The sequence below is a fragment of the Weissella thailandensis genome, from assembly GCF_001932615.1.
In the GTDB taxonomy this organism is placed as follows: Bacteria; Bacillota; Bacilli; order Lactobacillales; family Lactobacillaceae; genus Weissella; species Weissella thailandensis.
The window spans coordinates 1,377,973-1,396,045 of the sequence record NZ_CP014332.1 but is presented as its reverse complement, the minus strand read 5'-3'; the positions used below and the strand labels follow the sequence as shown (position 1 = coordinate 1,396,045).

17 protein-coding genes and 1 pseudogene are annotated in these 18,073 nt (G+C 37.7%); 16 read left to right on the top strand and 2 right to left on the bottom strand.

Annotated elements, in window-relative coordinates:
* The 7 genes and pseudogenes from FOL01_RS06850 (at window position 1) to FOL01_RS11365 (ending at window position 5,732) form a co-directional block, all read left to right on the top strand.
* On the top strand, window positions 1–384 hold the full coding sequence (locus tag FOL01_RS06850) for a hypothetical protein (protein ID WP_075269934.1): 384 nt from the start codon (window positions 1–3) through the stop codon (window positions 382–384).
* Window position 385: 1 nt separating this feature from the next.
* A complete protein-coding gene (locus FOL01_RS06845; RefSeq protein WP_075269933.1) occupies window positions 386–2,170 on the top strand; it encodes a glycerophosphodiester phosphodiesterase family protein in 1,785 nt (594 codons plus the stop codon).
* A gap of 12 nt (window positions 2,171–2,182) precedes the next feature.
* Complete coding sequence (locus tag FOL01_RS11495; protein WP_083603457.1) at window positions 2,183–3,742, top strand: collagen-like protein; 1,560 nt, start codon at window positions 2,183–2,185, stop codon at window positions 3,740–3,742.
* Between the two features lie 11 nt (window positions 3,743–3,753).
* Window positions 3,754–4,053 (top strand): hypothetical protein, encoded by a 300-nt coding sequence (locus tag FOL01_RS06835; RefSeq protein WP_075269932.1) that lies wholly within the window; start codon window positions 3,754–3,756, stop codon window positions 4,051–4,053.
* Window positions 4,054–4,065: 12 nt separating this feature from the next.
* Window positions 4,066–4,299, top strand: a complete 234-nt coding sequence (locus FOL01_RS06830) for a hypothetical protein (protein WP_140837506.1) — start codon at window positions 4,066–4,068, stop codon at window positions 4,297–4,299.
* Between the two features lie 16 nt (window positions 4,300–4,315).
* Window positions 4,316–4,564, top strand: a pseudogene (locus FOL01_RS06825) (phage holin); the annotation flags it as partial.
* Window positions 4,565–4,622: 58 nt separating this feature from the next.
* Window positions 4,623–5,732 (top strand): GH25 family lysozyme, encoded by a 1,110-nt coding sequence (locus FOL01_RS11365; RefSeq protein ID WP_075269931.1) that lies wholly within the window; start codon window positions 4,623–4,625, stop codon window positions 5,730–5,732.
* A 140-nt stretch (window positions 5,733–5,872) separates the two neighbouring features.
* Here the strand turns inward: FOL01_RS11365 and FOL01_RS06815 are convergent, their stop codons facing one another.
* Window positions 5,873–7,669: a putative glycosyltransferase family protein gene (locus FOL01_RS06815; RefSeq protein WP_075269930.1), complete on the bottom strand. Its 1,797-nt coding sequence runs from the start codon at window positions 7,667–7,669 to the stop codon at window positions 5,873–5,875.
* 844 nt (window positions 7,670–8,513) lie between these two features.
* Between FOL01_RS06815 and FOL01_RS06810 the strand changes: the two genes are divergently transcribed.
* The 9 genes from FOL01_RS06810 (at window position 8,514) to FOL01_RS06770 (ending at window position 16,617) form a co-directional block, all read left to right on the top strand.
* Entirely contained in the window at window positions 8,514–8,984 is a 471-nt protein-coding gene (locus tag FOL01_RS06810; protein ID WP_075269929.1) for a phosphate-starvation-inducible PsiE family protein, read from the top strand.
* Between the two features lie 81 nt (window positions 8,985–9,065).
* Complete coding sequence (locus FOL01_RS06805) at window positions 9,066–9,842, top strand: 5-bromo-4-chloroindolyl phosphate hydrolysis family protein (protein WP_083603455.1); 777 nt, start codon at window positions 9,066–9,068, stop codon at window positions 9,840–9,842.
* Window positions 9,835–10,944 carry a toxic anion resistance protein gene (locus FOL01_RS06800; RefSeq protein ID WP_075269927.1) on the top strand — a complete coding sequence of 370 codons (1,110 nt, stop codon included), beginning with the start codon at window positions 9,835–9,837 and terminating at the stop codon, window positions 10,942–10,944. The genes FOL01_RS06805 and FOL01_RS06800 overlap by 8 nt, the downstream gene beginning before the upstream one ends.
* Before the next feature lie 147 nt (window positions 10,945–11,091).
* Entirely contained in the window at window positions 11,092–11,490 is a 399-nt protein-coding gene (spx, locus tag FOL01_RS06795) for a transcriptional regulator Spx (RefSeq protein ID WP_075269926.1), read from the top strand.
* Between the two features lie 158 nt (window positions 11,491–11,648).
* A complete protein-coding gene (locus FOL01_RS06790; protein WP_075269925.1) occupies window positions 11,649–12,419 on the top strand; it encodes an adaptor protein MecA in 771 nt (256 codons plus the stop codon).
* An 88-nt stretch (window positions 12,420–12,507) separates the two neighbouring features.
* Window positions 12,508–13,527 carry a competence protein CoiA gene (locus FOL01_RS06785; RefSeq protein WP_075269924.1) on the top strand — a complete coding sequence of 340 codons (1,020 nt, stop codon included), beginning with the start codon at window positions 12,508–12,510 and terminating at the stop codon, window positions 13,525–13,527.
* Window positions 13,528–13,629: 102 nt separating this feature from the next.
* On the top strand, window positions 13,630–15,444 hold the full coding sequence (gene pepF / locus FOL01_RS06780) for an oligoendopeptidase F (protein ID WP_075269923.1): 1,815 nt from the start codon (window positions 13,630–13,632) through the stop codon (window positions 15,442–15,444).
* 146 nt (window positions 15,445–15,590) lie between these two features.
* Window positions 15,591–15,989, top strand: coding sequence for a DUF948 domain-containing protein (locus FOL01_RS06775; RefSeq protein WP_075269922.1), 399 nt, complete (start codon window positions 15,591–15,593; stop codon window positions 15,987–15,989).
* 37 nt (window positions 15,990–16,026) lie between these two features.
* On the top strand, window positions 16,027–16,617 hold the full coding sequence (locus tag FOL01_RS06770; protein WP_075269921.1) for a hypothetical protein: 591 nt from the start codon (window positions 16,027–16,029) through the stop codon (window positions 16,615–16,617).
* Between the two features lie 100 nt (window positions 16,618–16,717).
* On the opposite strand, the gene FOL01_RS06765 is transcribed toward FOL01_RS06770, so the two are convergent.
* A complete protein-coding gene (locus FOL01_RS06765; protein ID WP_075269920.1) occupies window positions 16,718–17,818 on the bottom strand; it encodes a M24 family metallopeptidase in 1,101 nt (366 codons plus the stop codon).
* Between the last annotated feature and the right edge of the window lie 255 nt (window positions 17,819–18,073).

Sequence of the window (18,073 nt, the reverse complement as noted above, 5' to 3'; positions counted from 1 at the left end):
ATGATTGATACAACAAAACTACAGCAAGTCGATGATGACTTACAAAGTATTTACAGTGACCTAAATTATTATTTATTAATTGACTATATGCCTGCTCATGTTGGGCCGTTCATTATCACTATTTTTAATGAAGATACTTATTCATTTTTGATCACTAGCTTACTTCGTTTAATTAATGAACATAATCGGTTGGTGGATATTTTGGTACATTATAATTTAAACCCATTTGGCGATATTCATGTTAGTGCCGTATTCTATGATAACAAGGGGAGTGACTTAAATGAATTAATATCTGTATATAATCAAACTTTAGATTTACTAACGCATAATTTTGAATCTATAAAAGTAATCATGAAACTAAATGGATTAATGGAGGCTAAATAACATGGCAGATAAACAAGGACGTTTCGTTATTCTTGATACAACGTTAGCAAAAACTGATGCAACGCTGATTGATGAGTTAAGTGGACGTCAAGGAGATAATGGACGTATTATATACTTCGCTTTGAAGGATGGACAATTACCACACGATTTAACTGGTCAAGATGTGCAATTGGAAGTCAAAGACTCAGCTGGAAAGATTAAAGTTATTCACGGTATCAACGAACGTGTATCCGATGAAGGTGGGTTGTTTAGCTTGATTATTCCAGCAGAAGTGTACCAAGCTTCTGGTGACGTACAAGAGGCCTACATTGCCGTGGTTGATAATAAAGGCGTTAAAATTACGTCAATTCCCATTACATTTACAGTCTTTGAGAATGGCGTTATTATCTCAGCCAATGCGTCACAAGATTACTTATCAAGTGTGGATAATATGATTGCAGACGTTGATAAAAAAATTGACGACTTATCAGCCTATTACAATACGCTGGAAGGTAAAATTCAATCCTTAACGGACGCTGTAAACAATAAACAAGCGGCTTTATTGAACAGTGATAACACATTCAACAAGTCATTAACCGTTAAGGGTGGCATCACAGCAGATTTGCACGGTACAGCTGATAAAGCTAAGACGGCAAGCAACAGTGATAACTTTGCAGGACACTCATACGCAGATGCATTGGGTCATGAAGCATTTAGGCGAGGAGCTCGTTTCTTTGCTCATCGAGGTGCGCAAGCAATTGCCCCTGAGAACTCATTGCCTGCTTTGAAGAAAATCAGCAATCATTCTGGATACGAGATTGACATCCACCAAACATCTGATGGACGCTGGGTGGTTATGCACGATGGAGACATTAACCGAATGACCGCAAAAACTGGTGCTATTTCAAGTTATACCTTCGATCAATTACGCAATATCCCAATCAGTAAGGGAAATTCCGCTTCTCGTTATACGGCATCTGAATTGGTTATTCCACCATTGGAAGAGGCTTTGACAGTTGCCAAGGACAAGCGGTTAACCCCTGTTATCGAAATTAAAAAGGACCGCACCGATAATTACACCTCAGCTTCTTATGACAGTTTGGTGGCAATCATCAAGAAATTTAACGTTGAAAAGGAAATGATGTTCATTTCATTCGATTACAACTCATTGGTTGAAATTAAGAAGCGCTTACCATTGGTGGAAGTTTCTTACTTAACCAGTGATTTCACACAAGACTTAATTGATAAAGCAGTTGCCTTGGGCGTTAATTCAGGAATTGATGCTGATTATACCAATTCAAACTTTAATGCTCGCAACGTCCAATTGGCACATGATGCTGGCTTAAAAGTTGGGGCATGGACGACAGCAGATGACTCAAAGCGTGATACATTGTTAGCCATGGGCGTTGATTTCATTACAACCAACAGCCTATCTGGTGAGTTACGATACGCCGAATTGACATTACAAAATGGCTGGAAGAACAACTCAGGTCAAACATCACTGTACTCATACGTGACTGAGATTGCACCAGGTAAAATCTTGGTACGTTTCAGCATTTATGGTGGTGACCGAACTCATCACACAATCATTGCCAAACTTCCAGACTGGGCAAGTCCTAATTCCGAGGTATGGTCACCTGCTGTGTTACGTACCGCCTCAAACATTACACTGGGATCATTCGACATCGACCACCAAAATTCTAATTACGTTAATCAGGCATCAGTCAGTGTTGGAATTAACTGGGATAGCATTAACAATGCCGATCCATTTTACTGGGTATCTGGTGAAGTCGTGTATTACGTTTAAGAAGGAGGACACATGTCGAAATTATTAAAACGGTTAAATGATAACCAAAATAAAGTTGCCGACACCAATGGCATCATGAAATTACAGGCATGGGATTACGGTGTTGCCCAAGACTTAACCAATAAACAGATTACAGCTACCATTGCGAACGCAGGTGGCTTTTTATTTGACATTGATTTGGTAAGTAATGGAACTGAAATTGACTTGGACTTTAAGGACAGCCAATTGCAAAAGTTAACTCCTGATACGTATTTCCTTGAAATTAAAGTTACAGATAAAGATGGTGATGTCTCAGTATTTCCAACGGAAGGGTATGCCACATTCACTATCAATAAGAACTTACATGCCACAGAAGGTGCGTTAGTCCCGCAAATAACCTTTGACACTGTCTTGGCAGATGTCAAAAAGGCAGTTGATAAAAAAGTTGCCGATTACACCAGCACGATTGCAAAAGATGATAAGGGTGATACTGGTCCACAAGGTCCGCAAGGAATACAGGGAAAACAAGGTATCCAAGGACCAAAAGGTGATAAAGGGGACACTGGAGCAACTGGCCCACAGGGTCCAAAAGGTACCACGGGGGCAACAGGCCCTAAGGGTGATAAAGGGGATACTGGTCCTACTGGTCCTGCTGGTAAAGATGGGGTTGTGGACTACAATATGACCGTTAATACCACAGGAGACCAATCGGCAACAGGAACAAAAAGTTTTACTGATGTAAATGTCAGCCATATTTTGAAGGCAGACTGGTTACACAAGCATGTAGCAACTAATAATAGTTATGCTAATTTTCTAGAGGTAATTGATGACAGCTATGGTGATAATAAACCTCATTCATTAGGAACTTACTTTACGGGGAAATCAGACGGTTCTGGTGTTACGATTACTGGAAATGGTTTGACAGGTATTGGTGGTGGTGAGTCTATTAATAATCTATTTATAGCAATACAAAATGGAACATCTGATTCTACTGCTCTACCTTTCACAACCATGAATTCAGAGCACTTAATTGCTGCCTCTGATGGTGGAATTTACTTTATGACTAACCAACAATCTGGTATCAGTTATGATAATATCTGGCGATTAAATGGCAATGGTTATTGGGATAGATATGATGTCTCTTCAAGTAAATGGATTAACGTAATCCCTAATACATCTGGAGTACTGGCACAAGACTCATCTGTTGTTCACAATACAGGTAATGAAACCGTTGCGGGTAACAAGACGTTTTCTGGTAATACCACGATTGGTGGTACCTTGATGACCGATTCTGGTTGGAAAAATATGTCTCTTGCCAGTGGTGTGAAAGCAACTGTTGCTCGTTACCGCTTACTGAATGGTGTTGTTTACATTCAAGTGCTGGATGTTATTGCCGATGTTGGTAAAGTGTTCGCAACGTTGCCGGCTGGTTACAGGCCTCCACACTGGATTTGGGAGTCATATTTTTCAGCTAATAAATCAGGAAACTTTTTAATTGTTGACAATGGTGAGGTATCGCGTGCGTCATCAACCACACCAGGTACTGACTCAGGCACAAAGGCCTCATTTGAAGTTTCTTACCCAATTGATTAAAGGAGGACGCAATGAACATAACAACATCAATCACAAATACCAGTCTTAAAAACTCAGACAAAGGGCTGGTCATCGACTTTATTGACTTGGTGGTTAATTTTGTCGAACCAGATAATTATTTTGGTGGACAAATTCGATTAACTGCAGAAGAGGACGGTATCTCATTTCAAACGACCACTGAAGACTTAGCAACTTTGGCAATTACTAAGGCAAAGAAATTGATTGCTGAATCACAAGTTGTTGTTCCAGATCCAGAACCAGAACCTGTACAAGATGACGAACCTGCTCAATCAGAAGCACCTGCAAATTAACGAGGTACTTTAATGGACGTCTTTAAAGTATTGGAAATATCATTCGGAGTAATTGGAGCGGGAGCGACACTGTTGGGTGGGCTTTGGTGGGTGTTAAAGAACACAATTGTTGCGTCAATTAACGAATTGCGTGAAGATTTACAAGAAATTAAAGAGCAATTGAAGGACGCTAATAAAGTGGCTCAAGACCATGGCGAACGTTTACTTAGACTTGAAGTGTGGAAACATAACAAGTTTGGTGATTAATCAGAAAGGTTGACACATGTTACAAAAAATAAATAACGCACTTAAAAACCCAGACGGTAGTTACTCAGGAAAAGTAATTGCAGGTCTGGTTTCTTTGTTAATTGTACTTGTTCAACAAGTATTTGCAGTGTTTGGTATCAAATTTACTGGTGACTGGACTGCTATTATTGCGGTAGTTAATACCGTGCTGACCATCTTGGGAGCATTAGGTGTGCTGTCTGGTGGTGGTGTGGTTGAAGCACCAACAACTGTTAAGTTAGAAGATCCAGTCAAAGTCACTCAAGTACCCGATACGACTGAACAATTAAAATAAGGGAGATGTTATGAATAAATTAAAGCAAGCACTTGTTCTGGCAGGTGCTTTTTTAGCATTCGCAGGTGTTGGCTATGTATCATCTGATACTGCCCATGCCGATACACCTCGTGTGGATATGGTTGACGTATCTAACCACAACGGACAAATGACCGCACCTGAGTTCGTGTACATGCGTAATAATTACGGTGTGAAGGCAATTACCACCAAGATTTCAGAAGGCACAGGCTTTCACGATTACACGGCACCAGGCAACATTGCTTCTGCAAAGCGAGCTGGCTTGTACATCAATGGGTATCATTTCTTGTCATCAACAACAGTAGCTGGGGCAATTGCTGAAGCTGATTATGCGGTTCGAATGGCAAGGGCCGATGGCTTACCTGTTGGTGCTGTGTTGGCTGTGGATATTGAGAACTCATACCAATTGTCAATGGGCTCACGTATGCAACCAGTGGCGACAGCGTTTGAAAACCGTGTGCGGGCGTATGGTTACCGCTCAACGACTTACACTGGTGGTTACTCATCAAGTGTCAGTCCTGCTGGGGAGAAGGCATGGTTGGCGCAATATCCATACGTGCCCACATCAGCCATGAAGCATTACAGCACTGAACATGCTTGGCAATGGACGTCAAACCAAACATTTGCCAGCTCATACGGACGTTTTGACGCTTCAATTTTGTACGACAATTTCTTTACTGCTGGTACTGATAAGAGCGCTGTGGTGCCGAATGTGACCCCATCAAAGCCAGTGGTAAACAAGCCAGATACATCAGCAACCAGACAATTCAAGAACGCTGGTAATCGTTTCACGGCTTACAAGTCATTCCGTGTTGACAAGATTGCTTACGTCAACGGCATGTGGCAAGCAATCAATTACGACCTTGCTGGTGGTAAGGACGCCTCATGGACTGCCAATGGTATTCCACTTGCCGTGCTGGATAATGTGACTCGTGGTAATTACCGTGCTACTCGTGTTGGGGACATGGTGAAATTCAAGGCTGGTTACAATCATGGCACGATTGACCGATACGATAACGCCTCAAATGGTGCTGGTATTGTTGAAGGACGATATGGCATGATTTGGTACAATGCCAATTCGCTATTAAATAAATATTTGTAAAGCGACTATTAATAAACTATAATTTAATTAACTTGATAGCTTATCTCCTGAAATTAAAAAGCGATAATTAGTTTCATTGAACAAACAGTTATCAAGTTAAAAGCCCACTGGTCATTGCGACTGGTGGGCTTTTTTGTTTACTATGATATTGATTGAGATAATTTTTTATCAGATCTTACTAACATATTCATAAATATAAAATAACAAATTAAAATTAACCAGCTCAAATCAGACACTATTATCATAAGGTTAAATATATTACTAGCTTTATACTGTAGTGTAAGTGAATTCTTACCTTTAATACCGTTAAGATTTATTGTTCCAATTGGTGTCTTAGAAATATGCGTAGCATTTAATTTTTTTCCATTAAGGTAGGCGCTTGTATTTTTATATATAAAGTCAGGTACCTCAATTCGGTGAGTTTTATTTTGAATCCAAGAAATATGTAAAATTCCATGTGATCGTACATCTTTATTAAATGAACTATGTTTTTCTAAAACATGTTCGGTATATAGTCCATAGTAGTCTTCGTTATTATTAATTTTGGTAATAGGCAAGTAATCTGGCGTTGTCCGATCTACTGTATTTATAAGTTGACTTAAGTCTCGATTACTCCAAGCTGCTCTTAGATCAGTTGTTGTATTCACTGGATGACCATCCATTGGATTAAGCCTCAAATCTTTTGGATTGATTGCGGCACTTTGTGCGACAGTAGTAGTTTTTCTGTAATTTGAAATAACATTATCTGATACACTTACTGCTAGATTTATAACGCTAGTAATGGATAACATTACAAGAAGCAATTCTGTTGTTCTTTTGAATGTATCAGGAAGATTTTTAATCAATTCATTTACTGCTAATGGAGCACCAATCAATACAAAAGCATCTCCCAGTACAGTGAATCTGAAGGAGAACTGTAAGAAATTCAAGATAACTGGAACGTGATGTTGAATAGTAGGCCATGGCATCAAGTTGCTACCTAGAAAAAAATAGGTAAACCCAGAGAGAGTAAGCACTTTGCTGAGGTTAGATACATTTTTCCAGTATAAGATGACAATTGTAATACCTAGAATAACTAGTATAGCCAAAATATTATCTGTAAAAGAAACACGATTACCAAAAAAAGGAATATCGTTATTTGTGAACACATTAAATGGATTGAAGATAGCATTAGTAACATCAATTTTAGTAGGTGGTACTAAAATGTTATGTTTTGATAACTGTAGATATGGCAAAATGGAATTTAAACATAATATAACTGAAGTTATAATAGCCATAATCAGGTATCTGACCATTAACCATTTATTATGTGTTTGAATGAACCCGATAATAAATGGAGCAATCAGGACAGGAATTGCAAATGCAGCGCTTAGTAAGTGACCCTGAACTTGTAAACTTACGGCTAATGCTAATATAAGTGAATTTTTTAATTTTAAATTGCCTTGCAGCATGTCGAATATAGGTAATATCATTAGTGGCAAGAAAGCTAACCCTATTGAACGCCAACCAGTAACGATTAGAAAAGAAGCAACGGCGTTAGAAGTTAAATAAATAATTCCTAAAGCGATGCTAACTTTCTCGCTTAAATGAACCCTTTTAGAGACATAGTAAGTAGAGATACCAGCAATAAAAAGTACTAAAATATTTAAGACTACCTGAAATCTAAGCCAAGAACCAGAAATCAATAGTAATATTCCAAGTAAATAAGTTAAAAATGGGCTATACAGTGCATTTACAACACGTCCAGATTGTTGAAATGAATATAGATTTAAAATCGAAAAATTTGCATGCTTAATTTGCATTGCAGCTTCGTATATTCTGCCATAATGGAAGTAACCATCAACACCTAATACAGGTGTTTTATTAAGAATAATAGGACTAGAAATAAATATTGCAATAATAAAAAATATGATAATTGGTTGAATATTTTTTTTCATGATAAACCTCGATAATAATGGATATATATTATAATATACCATATGTATCGTAGTATTATGGGGAAAAATATGTTTATTGCCTTATTGATTTTTCAATCATTGAGTTGACAATTTTTTTATGTAACGACATGTTTAATAATTTATGTTACGCTATCAAACAATATTATGTGTTATAATCACCTTGTAGAGCGTGATATCTATCGAAGCTATTCTCCAGCTGCTCTACATTAGTTATGTGTTGATCGAGTCGCGTAACTATTAAAACCGTGATATCTTACCATTGTATGCTTGCTCTTTGCCACGGTTTTAAGCCACCAGTTTATGCGACTGGTGGCTTTTTTATGAGTTATTTAAAGCATCGTGTTAAAATATTTGTATAGATATTTGGTAGGCAACATTGACTACTAACTATCTTGATTAGATTCTTCTAGATTTTGTTTACTTACTACAGTTTTCATTTTGTTTTATCTCATCTTATTAGTTTTTTGTAACTAGGATAGAACATTTTAAAAAGCCTCACTGGGTAGAGCGGTCACTCTATCTGGTGGGGCTTTTTGCATTATTTGAAACAGCATATTTGCTACAAGTTTGCTACACACACCTCGTAAACACCTATATAATAGGAAAGTGAATGCTGTCGAGGCATATAAATGGCTCTAAGAAACCTTTATTTATAGGTTTCTTGGAGCTTTTCTTTTGCACTTGTAGCACTTTTGTAGCACTCATGAATTTTTTTATTTGATTCATAGATTTATTTACTCTTGTAAGCACATATATTTAAAAAACTATCGCTTCATATCTTGGTTTGGTAATATGGAGATAGTAAATAAACGGAGGACATCACATGGGATATAAGCACCTTGAAAAAGGATATAATATTTTTTTAGGCGTAGGCATGCTTATCTTAGGAATCATTATGTTTGGTTTCTTTGTGAAAGATTTGTGGGTCTTATTGCAAATGATTTGGCAAGTTGATCTGCAAAAAAATTTCTATAGTATTGCACAGTTAATTTTGGAAACCTTTCTATTCTTTGAGTTTGTCGTATTAACGCAAGAGTACTTTTTACAAAACCATATTTCATTGCAAAATTTCATGTATATTGGTGTAACGGCAATGTTACGTAATTTATTGGTTTATCACGATGATACGATGGGGATACTGATTCAATCGGCCTCAATTGCCATTATGATACTTGTTCTAGTTATTTATCGCTGGTCACGACGTTACTTAGCGGATTTAGAACAAGAAGAGGCTAGGAAAGAAGCGATATTTGCTGAAGAACATCATAAACAACAACTAGAGAATAAAAAATAGTCAACGTGACAAAGTATGGTATGATGACGTACTTGACGGTTGCATGTTAACTAAAGTGAAAAATAGGTTGGGGGCACAGAAATGTTTGATCTAAACAATATACCAAAACAATATTGGTACAAAATAAGATGGGGCTTTTTCTGGGGGCTATTTATACTTGGTATGTTATTTAGTAACTATACAAATGCAGCAACCTGGCTTTTTATTGGTGGGATTACTGTATTAGGTGTATCAATCAAACAAATTTTTCGCTGGGTTTTACCAATTGTTTTTGTTTTGTTAATTATCGGTACGCCACAATTAGGATTGATGACGCAAGGAATATTGGTGTTAACTGTCATCGGATTACGTGAATTATTAGTTATTCCACATGCAAATAATAAACGAATAAAACATCAGTCACGATTAAAAATCAATACGAATGATTTAACACGGCGGGATGTGCGTTTTTTTAAGGAAACGTTTAAACGATTGCGAATATCGGCGGCGCATATTGAAGTTTTGTTGGCGGAAACAGTTGGACTAAGGCGCATTAACGTAGAAACAAAAGTCATCACATATATTAATGCGACGCTAGCGGAACTGGCAGCGAATCCTACCCAACTTACGGTAGTGGATGACTTTGCATACCGACGATTACCTAACTTAGAACAATTGTTGGTAAGTTATGTAGAAATTGCACACCATGCGGTTATTAGTGATAATGATAAGAAGCAATTAAAAGAAGCACGACAATTGATTAAACAATTAGCAACTGCTGTCCATGACGATTATCGCTTGGTGATTCGTAAAGATGTGAATAATTTAAATGATCGGATGAGCACAACGAAAGATACTCTGGGAGGCAATCATGATTGAAGAACAACAATCAAAAAATGATGTAGCAACTGATGAACATGATAGTGTCGGTGATTTAACGGCACAGGAAAGGTCAGAGGCCTTGAAGCTAGCACAACAGCTTGATGTGGAACATATGGATTCAATTATTTCGTATGGTGCTGATACACAACAAAATTTAACTGATTTTTCTCAGGGGGTGTTAGACAAGGTGCAATCACAGGATGTTGGACCAATTGGTGATACACTCTCAGAATTAATGAGCAATTTGTCGCAAGCCAATCCATCTGAATTAGCACCTGTCAAGCAGGGTTTTTTTGCACGACTATTTAAAAATATGCAAAAATCCATCTATGAATTAACAGCAAAATATCAAAAAATTGGTGCTCAAGTTGATCAGGTGGCTGGACAGTTACAACATGATCAAGCAGAGTTAATGTCTGATAATCGTATGTTAGATGATTTGTATAGTGAAAACATGGCTTTTTTCCAGCAACTCAATGTCCATATTGTTGGTGCAGAGATGAAATTAACGGATATTGAAAAAAGAGAATTACCAACCGCACAAAAACGTGCCCAGGAATCAGATAATCAATTATTGGCGCAAAAAGTGCAAGATTTAGTGCAATTTCAACAACGACTTGAAAAACGTGTGCATGATTTAAAATTAACACGACAAATGACTCTGCAGCAGGCACCTCAAATTAGATTGATTCAAACGACTAACCAGGTGTTGGCGGAAAAAATCCAAACGTCGATCAATACGTCTATTCCGCTTTGGAAAAATCAGGTTACTATTGCGTTAACATTATTAAAACAAAAGAAGGCTGTGACAGCGCAACGTGCCGTAGCTGATACAACGAATGAATTACTTAAGTCAAATTCAGATATGTTGCAGCAAAATACGATTGAGACGGCTAAGGAAAACGAACGTGGTGTTGTTGATATTGAAACGTTGCAACATACACAAGACCAATTGATTAAAACAATTGAAGAAACCATGACCATTCAAGAGGAAGGTCGGGAGAAACGCATAGTAGCCGAACAACAAATGAAGGAAATGGAAGTAGAACTTAAAAAGAAATTACTTTCAATGGCAACAGAAGAAAATAATAAACAATAGTCATCCGGCTAAATGAGATTTTTTTAATTTATTACAATTATTTGACAAAAAAGGGTTACATGTTTGGGACGATACCGTTATAATGGACACTATAAGGAACAGTAGTATGAATAGTCGTATCATTGTAGTGCCGAGAGGAGGCCCATTATGGTAACGTTATATACATCACCAAGTTGTACCTCATGCCGAAAAGCGCGTGCATGGCTCGAGGAGAATGAGATTTCTTATCAAGAACGAAATATATTTAAAGAACCATTGACTCGAGAAGAGATTAAGAACATTTTGCGTATGACTGAGGATGGTACTGAAGAAATCATCTCAACAAGGTCAAAATTGTTTACAGAACTAGACATTAAATTAGATGATATGTCATTAAGTTCATTGATTGATTTACTACATAGTCAGCCAGCATTGTTGAAGCGTCCATTAATAATGGACGAGAAACGTATGCAGGTCGGTTATAATGAAGATGAAATTCGTCGATTCTTGCCTCATGAAATGCGTCAGGCAGAGTTAGCACGGGTTACTACTATGGTTGACCTATAGTAGCTGTCTTTTTATGAAAATAGTTTATTATGAAGTTGATGTTCTGTTGTGACATCAACTTTTTTGTATAATGTATTCGACTAACAAACTAAGAATTTGTTATAATGTATTATTGAAACGATTTCTCATGATTGAGTGAGAAGAAAGGGGTGCCCATTATGGAAATGGAACGAATAAATGATGATACCATTCGCGTTGTTGTCACAAATGACGATTTAGCGGAGCGTAGTATTTCAATTGTTGATTTGCTGGGCAACCAAGATGAAATTGAAGAGTTCTTCTATAATATTCTAGAAGAGGTCGATGTCGATGGCGATTTCGAAGATAATGAAGCAGTCACCTTCCAAGTATTACCAAATCGAAATGGGTTAGAACTATTTATTTCTAAGAATATCGATGATAAGTCAATGATGGAGGGAATGCTAAATTCTGTATTAGGTAAGCGGGATGCTGGTGAGGCTAATGATGACGTTTCTGATGATCTATTAGACAAATTACTAGATAGTGATAGTACCGATACTCAGAATAAGCCGGAACAACCCGTTATTAAACAACCCGAGGTAAAAGATGTGACGACGTCAGATAAGCAGAACCATTTAGTCGACAAGTTGTTGGATTCAGATAATGTGGCTGACCAAGAACTAGTACTGCAATTTGATGACTTTGAAAACATTATTCAGTTTTCGTTGATTATGCAGAAACAGGATTTTGCTTTTAGTACAGAGTTGATTAAGTACCATGGCAAGTTTTATTATATCTTGGGAATCGATGGCCAAGCCCTGCAAGATAATTATGATATGAAAGACTTAACAGCTGTTGCTCGTGAATTTGCTAAGGTAGCAGAAATATCGGCAGAAGTTTTGATTGAACATGGTCAAGTTATTTTTGCAAATGATGCACTTGAGCAGGTGCTAACTTACTTTAATTAAAAAATAAATGCACTGGGACAGAGTAATCTGTCTCAGTTTTTTTGTAAAGCAGACACCAAGGCGCGTCTATTATTAAGGAGGTTGGTGAATGTTTATTGCAAAGAACACAACTACAATGGCATACATTGATGCTAATTCAGCCAATGTAATAGATAAATACGAATGTCCAGGTTGTGGTGAACCGGTACGTTTAAAAAAAGGAAACATAAAAATAGCTCATTACGCTCATCAGCAATTTGGGAAATGTCGTGTGAGTACTGAAGGTGAATCGGCTACGCATCTTCAGGGGAAATTGGCCTTGTTTCAATATTTTAATGATAAATACGATGAGGTTAAATTGGAGCCGTGGCTCAGTGAAATCAGACAACGCCCTGACCTAATGGTAAGAAAAGGGACTACTTGGACCGTCATTGAGTTTCAATGTGCGCCAATTACAATTGAACGTATTCGGGAGCGTATGGCTGGCTATCGGCAGTTACAGATGCAAGTTATTTGGATTTTGGGAGAACCTTATCAGAAAAAGCGAATACAGTCATCAACAATGGCGAAATTTGCCACTTTACATTGTAAAGAATTAAAAATATTTTTCTGGCATGCTCAGGAGGGGATTTATTACAAGGCATGGTGGCAAATTGATCATAGAAAACCTGTTAACCAGCATAAAAAAGTTGATAATCAAGTACAGCAACTGTTTAAAATACAACAAGCAATCATACAGGCCAGACCACAAGTTTGCACAATACAAAAACAACTCTATGCACGGAATAGGAACGTTGTCGGTATACCTTGGATTTGCCATCCAGCTTATTCATTACCAGGGGGGCTTAAGATACCGCAATGGCAGGTAACTGTACGAATCATTATGTTATTAGAGCATAAACCAATTGCCATAGATGAGATGTATCAACAATTATTTGCACAAGAGTGGCACGAATTCGGTTGTTTAAAATTGGCAGATGTACAAAAGCTATGGCTTGATTGCTTCTTAAACGATGCCATTAAGTTGAAAAAAATTAAATTTATAAATGATCGATTTCAGTTGGCAGGTCCCGTCAGTTGGTTTGATAATTACCATGATAAATTAAAGGCATTTCAGGAAAATAGATAAAAAATTGAAGAGAAAAGTATATTGAACGTTAGAACTCACCCTGAAGAGATAGGTAAACTATGGTAGAATGAAGGTTATATTAGACTGAAATGAGGGAAAACAATGGCTAAAGAATTACCTTTACGTGAAGATTTACCAGAGTCTGCGACATGGGATCTGAGTACGATTTTCCAAAGCGATGAAGACTGGCAAGATACTTATAATGAAGTAGCGGAGCGTCTTGATACGGCAGAATTTTTTGCCGCTAATGCAACGCAATCGGGAACTGCATTATATAATGCGTTACAGTATGGATTAGGCTTGATGCGTGATTTAGAAAAGTTATATGTGTACGCTTCAATGAAATCTGACCAGGATACAGCTAATGGATTCTACCAAGGCCTAAGTAACAAAGCTGAAAGCTTAGCAGCCAAAGTTTCTGCAGCCATTTCATTCTTTGATCCAGCAGTGTTGTCACTATCGTCAGACCAATTAGCTGCGTATTTTGCAGCTGAGCCGCGTTTGAATGACTACAAACACTATTTTGACGATATTTTGACGCAAAAAGGACATGTTCTGCCTGAAAATGAAGAGAAATTATTGGCCGCTGCTGGGGATGTGTTTGGTGCTTCAGAACGTGCGTTTGGTATGTTAGATAACGCTGATATCCAATTTGACGCTGTGGAGAATGATGAAGGTGAATTAGAAACACTATCAGATGGTGTGTATTCACGACTTCTAGAATCTGTTAATCCCGATGTACGTAGAAATGCCTTTAAAACGTTCTACGCATCTTATATGGCACTAGATAATACGTTTGCCTCATTAATTGGTAGCCATGTTAAGGGACACAACTACCTAGCAAGTGTTCATCATTATGATTCAGCTCGTCAAGCTGCCTTAGCTGCTGATAATGTTCCCGAAACAGTTTATGATACGTTAGTTACTGAAGTAAATAAGGCGTTGCCATTATTGCATCGCTACATGAAGTTACGTAAACGTTTGTTAAAGCTATCAGAATTACACTCTTATGACCTTTATACACCTATTCTTGGTGAACCGGATTATGCGATTGACTATCCTCGTGCACAAGCTGAAGCATTAAAGGCATTAGCACCTTTGGGTGAGGATTATCTGGCTATTGTACAAAAGGCCTTTGATAGTCGTTGGATTGATGTTATTGAAAACAAAGGTAAACGATCAGGTGCCTACTCAGGTGGTTCTTACGATACAAATCCATTTATCTTACTAAATTGGGTAGATAATTTGAATAATTTGAGTACATTGGTACACGAAATGGGACACACCGTTCATTCATATTTGACGAGGACAAATCAACCATATCAATATGGTGATTACCCAATCTTTCTTGCTGAGATTGCCTCAACAACCAATGAAAATTTGTTGACCGATTACCTGTTACATACGATCACTGATAAGAAATTAAAAGCATACGTATTAAATCAATACTTGGATGGTGTCAAAGGTACCCTGTTCCGACAAACACAATTTGCTGAATTTGAACAATGGATGCATGAGACTGACGTTGCAGGGACACCGTTAACGGCTGAAGTACTTAATGATGCTTATGCCGAATTGAACCAACGCTACTATGGACCAGCTTTGACTGTAGATGAAGAAATTGCGCATGAGTGGGAACGTATTCCGCACTTTTACTATAATTATTATGTCTTCCAGTACAGTACTGGTTTTGCGGCAGCAACTGCTTTGGCAGATAAAATCTTACATGAAGGTCAGCCGGCAGTTGATGCATATAAAGAATATTTGAAGGCAGGTGCGTCAGCCTTCCCAATCGATGTCATGAAAAAAGCAGGTGTCGATATGACGAAACCAGATTATCTACAAGAAACTTTCAAAGTATTTGAAAATCGCTTGAATGAATTTGAGCAGTTGGTAGAGGAGTTAGACTTCGAATAGGCAGAGGTCTGGTGATTGATAGAAAATAATGGTGATATGGTTATCATATCTGGTGGTATACATTTACCTATAAAAGTCTTACAATTGCCAGCAAGCACATAAAACGTTAGAATAGTGGATATACACAGGATGCTAGGAGGGAAAATATGACAGGTGGACAAATTGCTCTAATAATTTTAGCTGTTGCCGTATTATTATTAGTTCTATTTATTGGACTATTCTTGGTGAAGTTAACGCAAACATTAGGTGTTGTCACGAAGGATGTTGATATTATTGCACGCGAGGCTAATGACATATTGGCCAATGTAGATGTATTGTTAAATGATGTAAATGGTAAGGTGGCGACAGTTGATCCTGCCTTCCAAGCAATTGCTGATTTGGGGACTTCAGTATCAGAATTGAATGATGCAACACATAATTTAACTGATAAGGTTAGATCATCATCTAGCTCTAATAAAACGAAGGTAGCGTCAGCAGTATTTGCTGCTAACGCGGCACGCAAGAATCGTAAAAGTGCCAAAAAAGCTGCGGCTGCAGAAAAGTAGTCATTAGTTAATAAAAAACAAAACGGAGGATACGTTCATGTCAAAAACAAAAGGATTTTTAGCAGGTGTCGCATTTGGTAGTTTAGTTGCTGCGGTAGGTTATGGTTATTACAAGATGTTAACTGTTGAACAACAAGAGGACTTAAAAGACAAGTTTGATGAAACAGTAGCTGACGTTCGTGATAAAGTAGTAGATTATAGTTATGCTGCAACTGATGCAGTAGCTTCAGTTCGTGACAAAGCGGATGACTTTGTATCTGATAAAAGTTATGCTTTCGATGAGAAAGTGACTGATTTAAAAGCTTCAGCAGAGGAAAAGTCAGCTGACTTACGTGCAAAGGCTGATGAATTAGTAGCTTCAGCACAAGAAAAGGCAAACGACTTGCGTGACCAAGCACAAGATTTGACTGATCAAGCTAAGGCAAAGGCCGACGATTTCAAAGAACAAGTTAAGGCCGATGTTGCTGAACAAACTGAAGAAGATATTGTTCTTTCACCAGCTGATGACGCAGTTGCATCAGAAACTTTTGAAAGTTTTGAAGATGATGTGGAATCAGAAGTATTAGAACCAACTTCAGGTTTGTCAGAAACTGATAAAGAAGGATTATCTGAAAAAGCTGACAAGTAAACCGCTTATGTTTGGATAATTCAATATAAATTAAAAAACGCTAGCTCGAATTAGTTAATCGAGTTAGCGTTTTTTAGTTATACGTATTAACTTTTACAAATTATTCAATGATACGTAATTCCTTAGGTGAGTGTGTATAAGGATCAACACCAGATTCGGTAACAATTACTGAATCTTCGATACGGATACCTAAGTCACCAGGAATGTAAATACCTGGTTCAATTGAGAATGACATACCTGGTTGTAGGACTAGATCATTTCCTTGAGCAATTTGAATTGATTCATGGACAGATGAACCAATACCATGACCAAGACGGTGAACGAAGTATTCACCATAACCGGCCTTAGTGATAATGTCTCGGGCAATACCATCTAATTCACCAGCCGTCATACCTGGTTTTGCAGCTGCTTGAGCAGTGAGCTCAGCTTCTAGGACAACATCGTAGACTTCACGTTGATGATCTGATACTGATTGAAAGGCAACGGTACGTGTGGCATCAGATACGTAGCCATCGTAGATAGTACCAAGGTCGAATAGCGCAAGGTCACCAGACTTTAACGTATTGTTGCTTGTGTCACCATGTGGTTCGGCAGCGTGGGCGCCGAACTGAACAAGGGTATCAAATGACATACCAACAACGCCTGATGATTTTAGATCATATTCTAGTTTTGCCATGACTTGTAGTTCTGAAACACCAGCTTGCAAAGCCTTAAAGGCAAATTCGAATGCACGATCGGCATCTTCACCAGCTTTATGTAATTTGGCAATTTCGTCGGGAGTTTTGATCAAATGTAGTTTGGTCATTAATGGTGATAGATTACCAATAAACTTTGCCTCTGGAACGGCTGTTTGAATAAGAGAAGCGCGCTTTAGTGTTAATTGCTCTTGTTCAACTGCCCATTTTTCTGTATGTTGTGTGTGGGCATGTAAGTGTTGACTAATTAAATCCCATGGGTTTTCTTGGTCTTGGTAACCATAAACAGGGTGTGTCCAACCTGCGCTTTTCACGGCTTCGACTTCAAGTGCTGGCGCAAAGATGAATGGTTCGTCTTGTGGGAAAACCACTAGAGCAAGCACACGTTCGATTGGGTCAGAATTGAAACCTGTTAAGTAATCAATTGAATGAAAATCTGAGAAGTAAGCAACATCTAATTGTTGTTCTTCTAGCCAACTTTGGATTGATGAAAGTTTATCGGTCATTAAAAATTCTCCTTTGATTGAAATACATGGGTAATTGTACGCTCATTTTAAAAAAATGCCTATCCATGATTAAAAGTTATGTTACAATTAACCGTTGTGTGAAATTATTATTAAATAATGAAACAAATCATGAAAACATGTTACAATCACATTGTAAGCGTTCCCGTAAAATAAAAAAGTCTTTAGCTATTATATGAAATACTTTCATTTAATGTTTAGGCTGAATTAAAAATTTGTATTTTTTAGGAGAATAGT

What these genes read in the sequence shown, in the direction of transcription:
- FOL01_RS06850 (WP_075269934.1), top strand. Translation starts at nt 1, where the DNA reads ATGATTGATACAACAAAACTACAGCAAGTCGATGATGACTTACAAAGT.
- FOL01_RS06845 (WP_075269933.1), top strand. Translation starts at nt 386, where the DNA reads ATGGCAGATAAACAAGGACGTTTCGTTATTCTTGATACAACGTTAGCA.
- FOL01_RS11495 (WP_083603457.1), top strand. Translation starts at nt 2,183, where the DNA reads ATGTCGAAATTATTAAAACGGTTAAATGATAACCAAAATAAAGTTGCC.
- FOL01_RS06835 (WP_075269932.1), top strand. Translation starts at nt 3,754, where the DNA reads ATGAACATAACAACATCAATCACAAATACCAGTCTTAAAAACTCAGAC.
- FOL01_RS06830 (WP_140837506.1), top strand. Translation starts at nt 4,066, where the DNA reads ATGGACGTCTTTAAAGTATTGGAAATATCATTCGGAGTAATTGGAGCG.
- FOL01_RS11365 (WP_075269931.1), top strand. Translation starts at nt 4,623, where the DNA reads ATGAATAAATTAAAGCAAGCACTTGTTCTGGCAGGTGCTTTTTTAGCA.
- FOL01_RS06815 (WP_075269930.1), bottom strand. Translation starts at nt 7,669, where the DNA reads ATGAAAAAAAATATTCAACCAATTATCATATTTTTTATTATTGCAATA.
- FOL01_RS06810 (WP_075269929.1), top strand. Translation starts at nt 8,514, where the DNA reads ATGGGATATAAGCACCTTGAAAAAGGATATAATATTTTTTTAGGCGTA.
- FOL01_RS06805 (WP_083603455.1), top strand. Translation starts at nt 9,066, where the DNA reads ATGTTTGATCTAAACAATATACCAAAACAATATTGGTACAAAATAAGA.
- FOL01_RS06800 (WP_075269927.1), top strand. Translation starts at nt 9,835, where the DNA reads ATGATTGAAGAACAACAATCAAAAAATGATGTAGCAACTGATGAACAT.
- spx (WP_075269926.1), top strand. Translation starts at nt 11,092, where the DNA reads ATGGTAACGTTATATACATCACCAAGTTGTACCTCATGCCGAAAAGCG.
- FOL01_RS06790 (WP_075269925.1), top strand. Translation starts at nt 11,649, where the DNA reads ATGGAAATGGAACGAATAAATGATGATACCATTCGCGTTGTTGTCACA.
- FOL01_RS06785 (WP_075269924.1), top strand. Translation starts at nt 12,508, where the DNA reads ATGTTTATTGCAAAGAACACAACTACAATGGCATACATTGATGCTAAT.
- pepF (WP_075269923.1), top strand. Translation starts at nt 13,630, where the DNA reads ATGGCTAAAGAATTACCTTTACGTGAAGATTTACCAGAGTCTGCGACA.
- FOL01_RS06775 (WP_075269922.1), top strand. Translation starts at nt 15,591, where the DNA reads ATGACAGGTGGACAAATTGCTCTAATAATTTTAGCTGTTGCCGTATTA.
- FOL01_RS06770 (WP_075269921.1), top strand. Translation starts at nt 16,027, where the DNA reads ATGTCAAAAACAAAAGGATTTTTAGCAGGTGTCGCATTTGGTAGTTTA.
- FOL01_RS06765 (WP_075269920.1), bottom strand. Translation starts at nt 17,818, where the DNA reads ATGACCGATAAACTTTCATCAATCCAAAGTTGGCTAGAAGAACAACAA.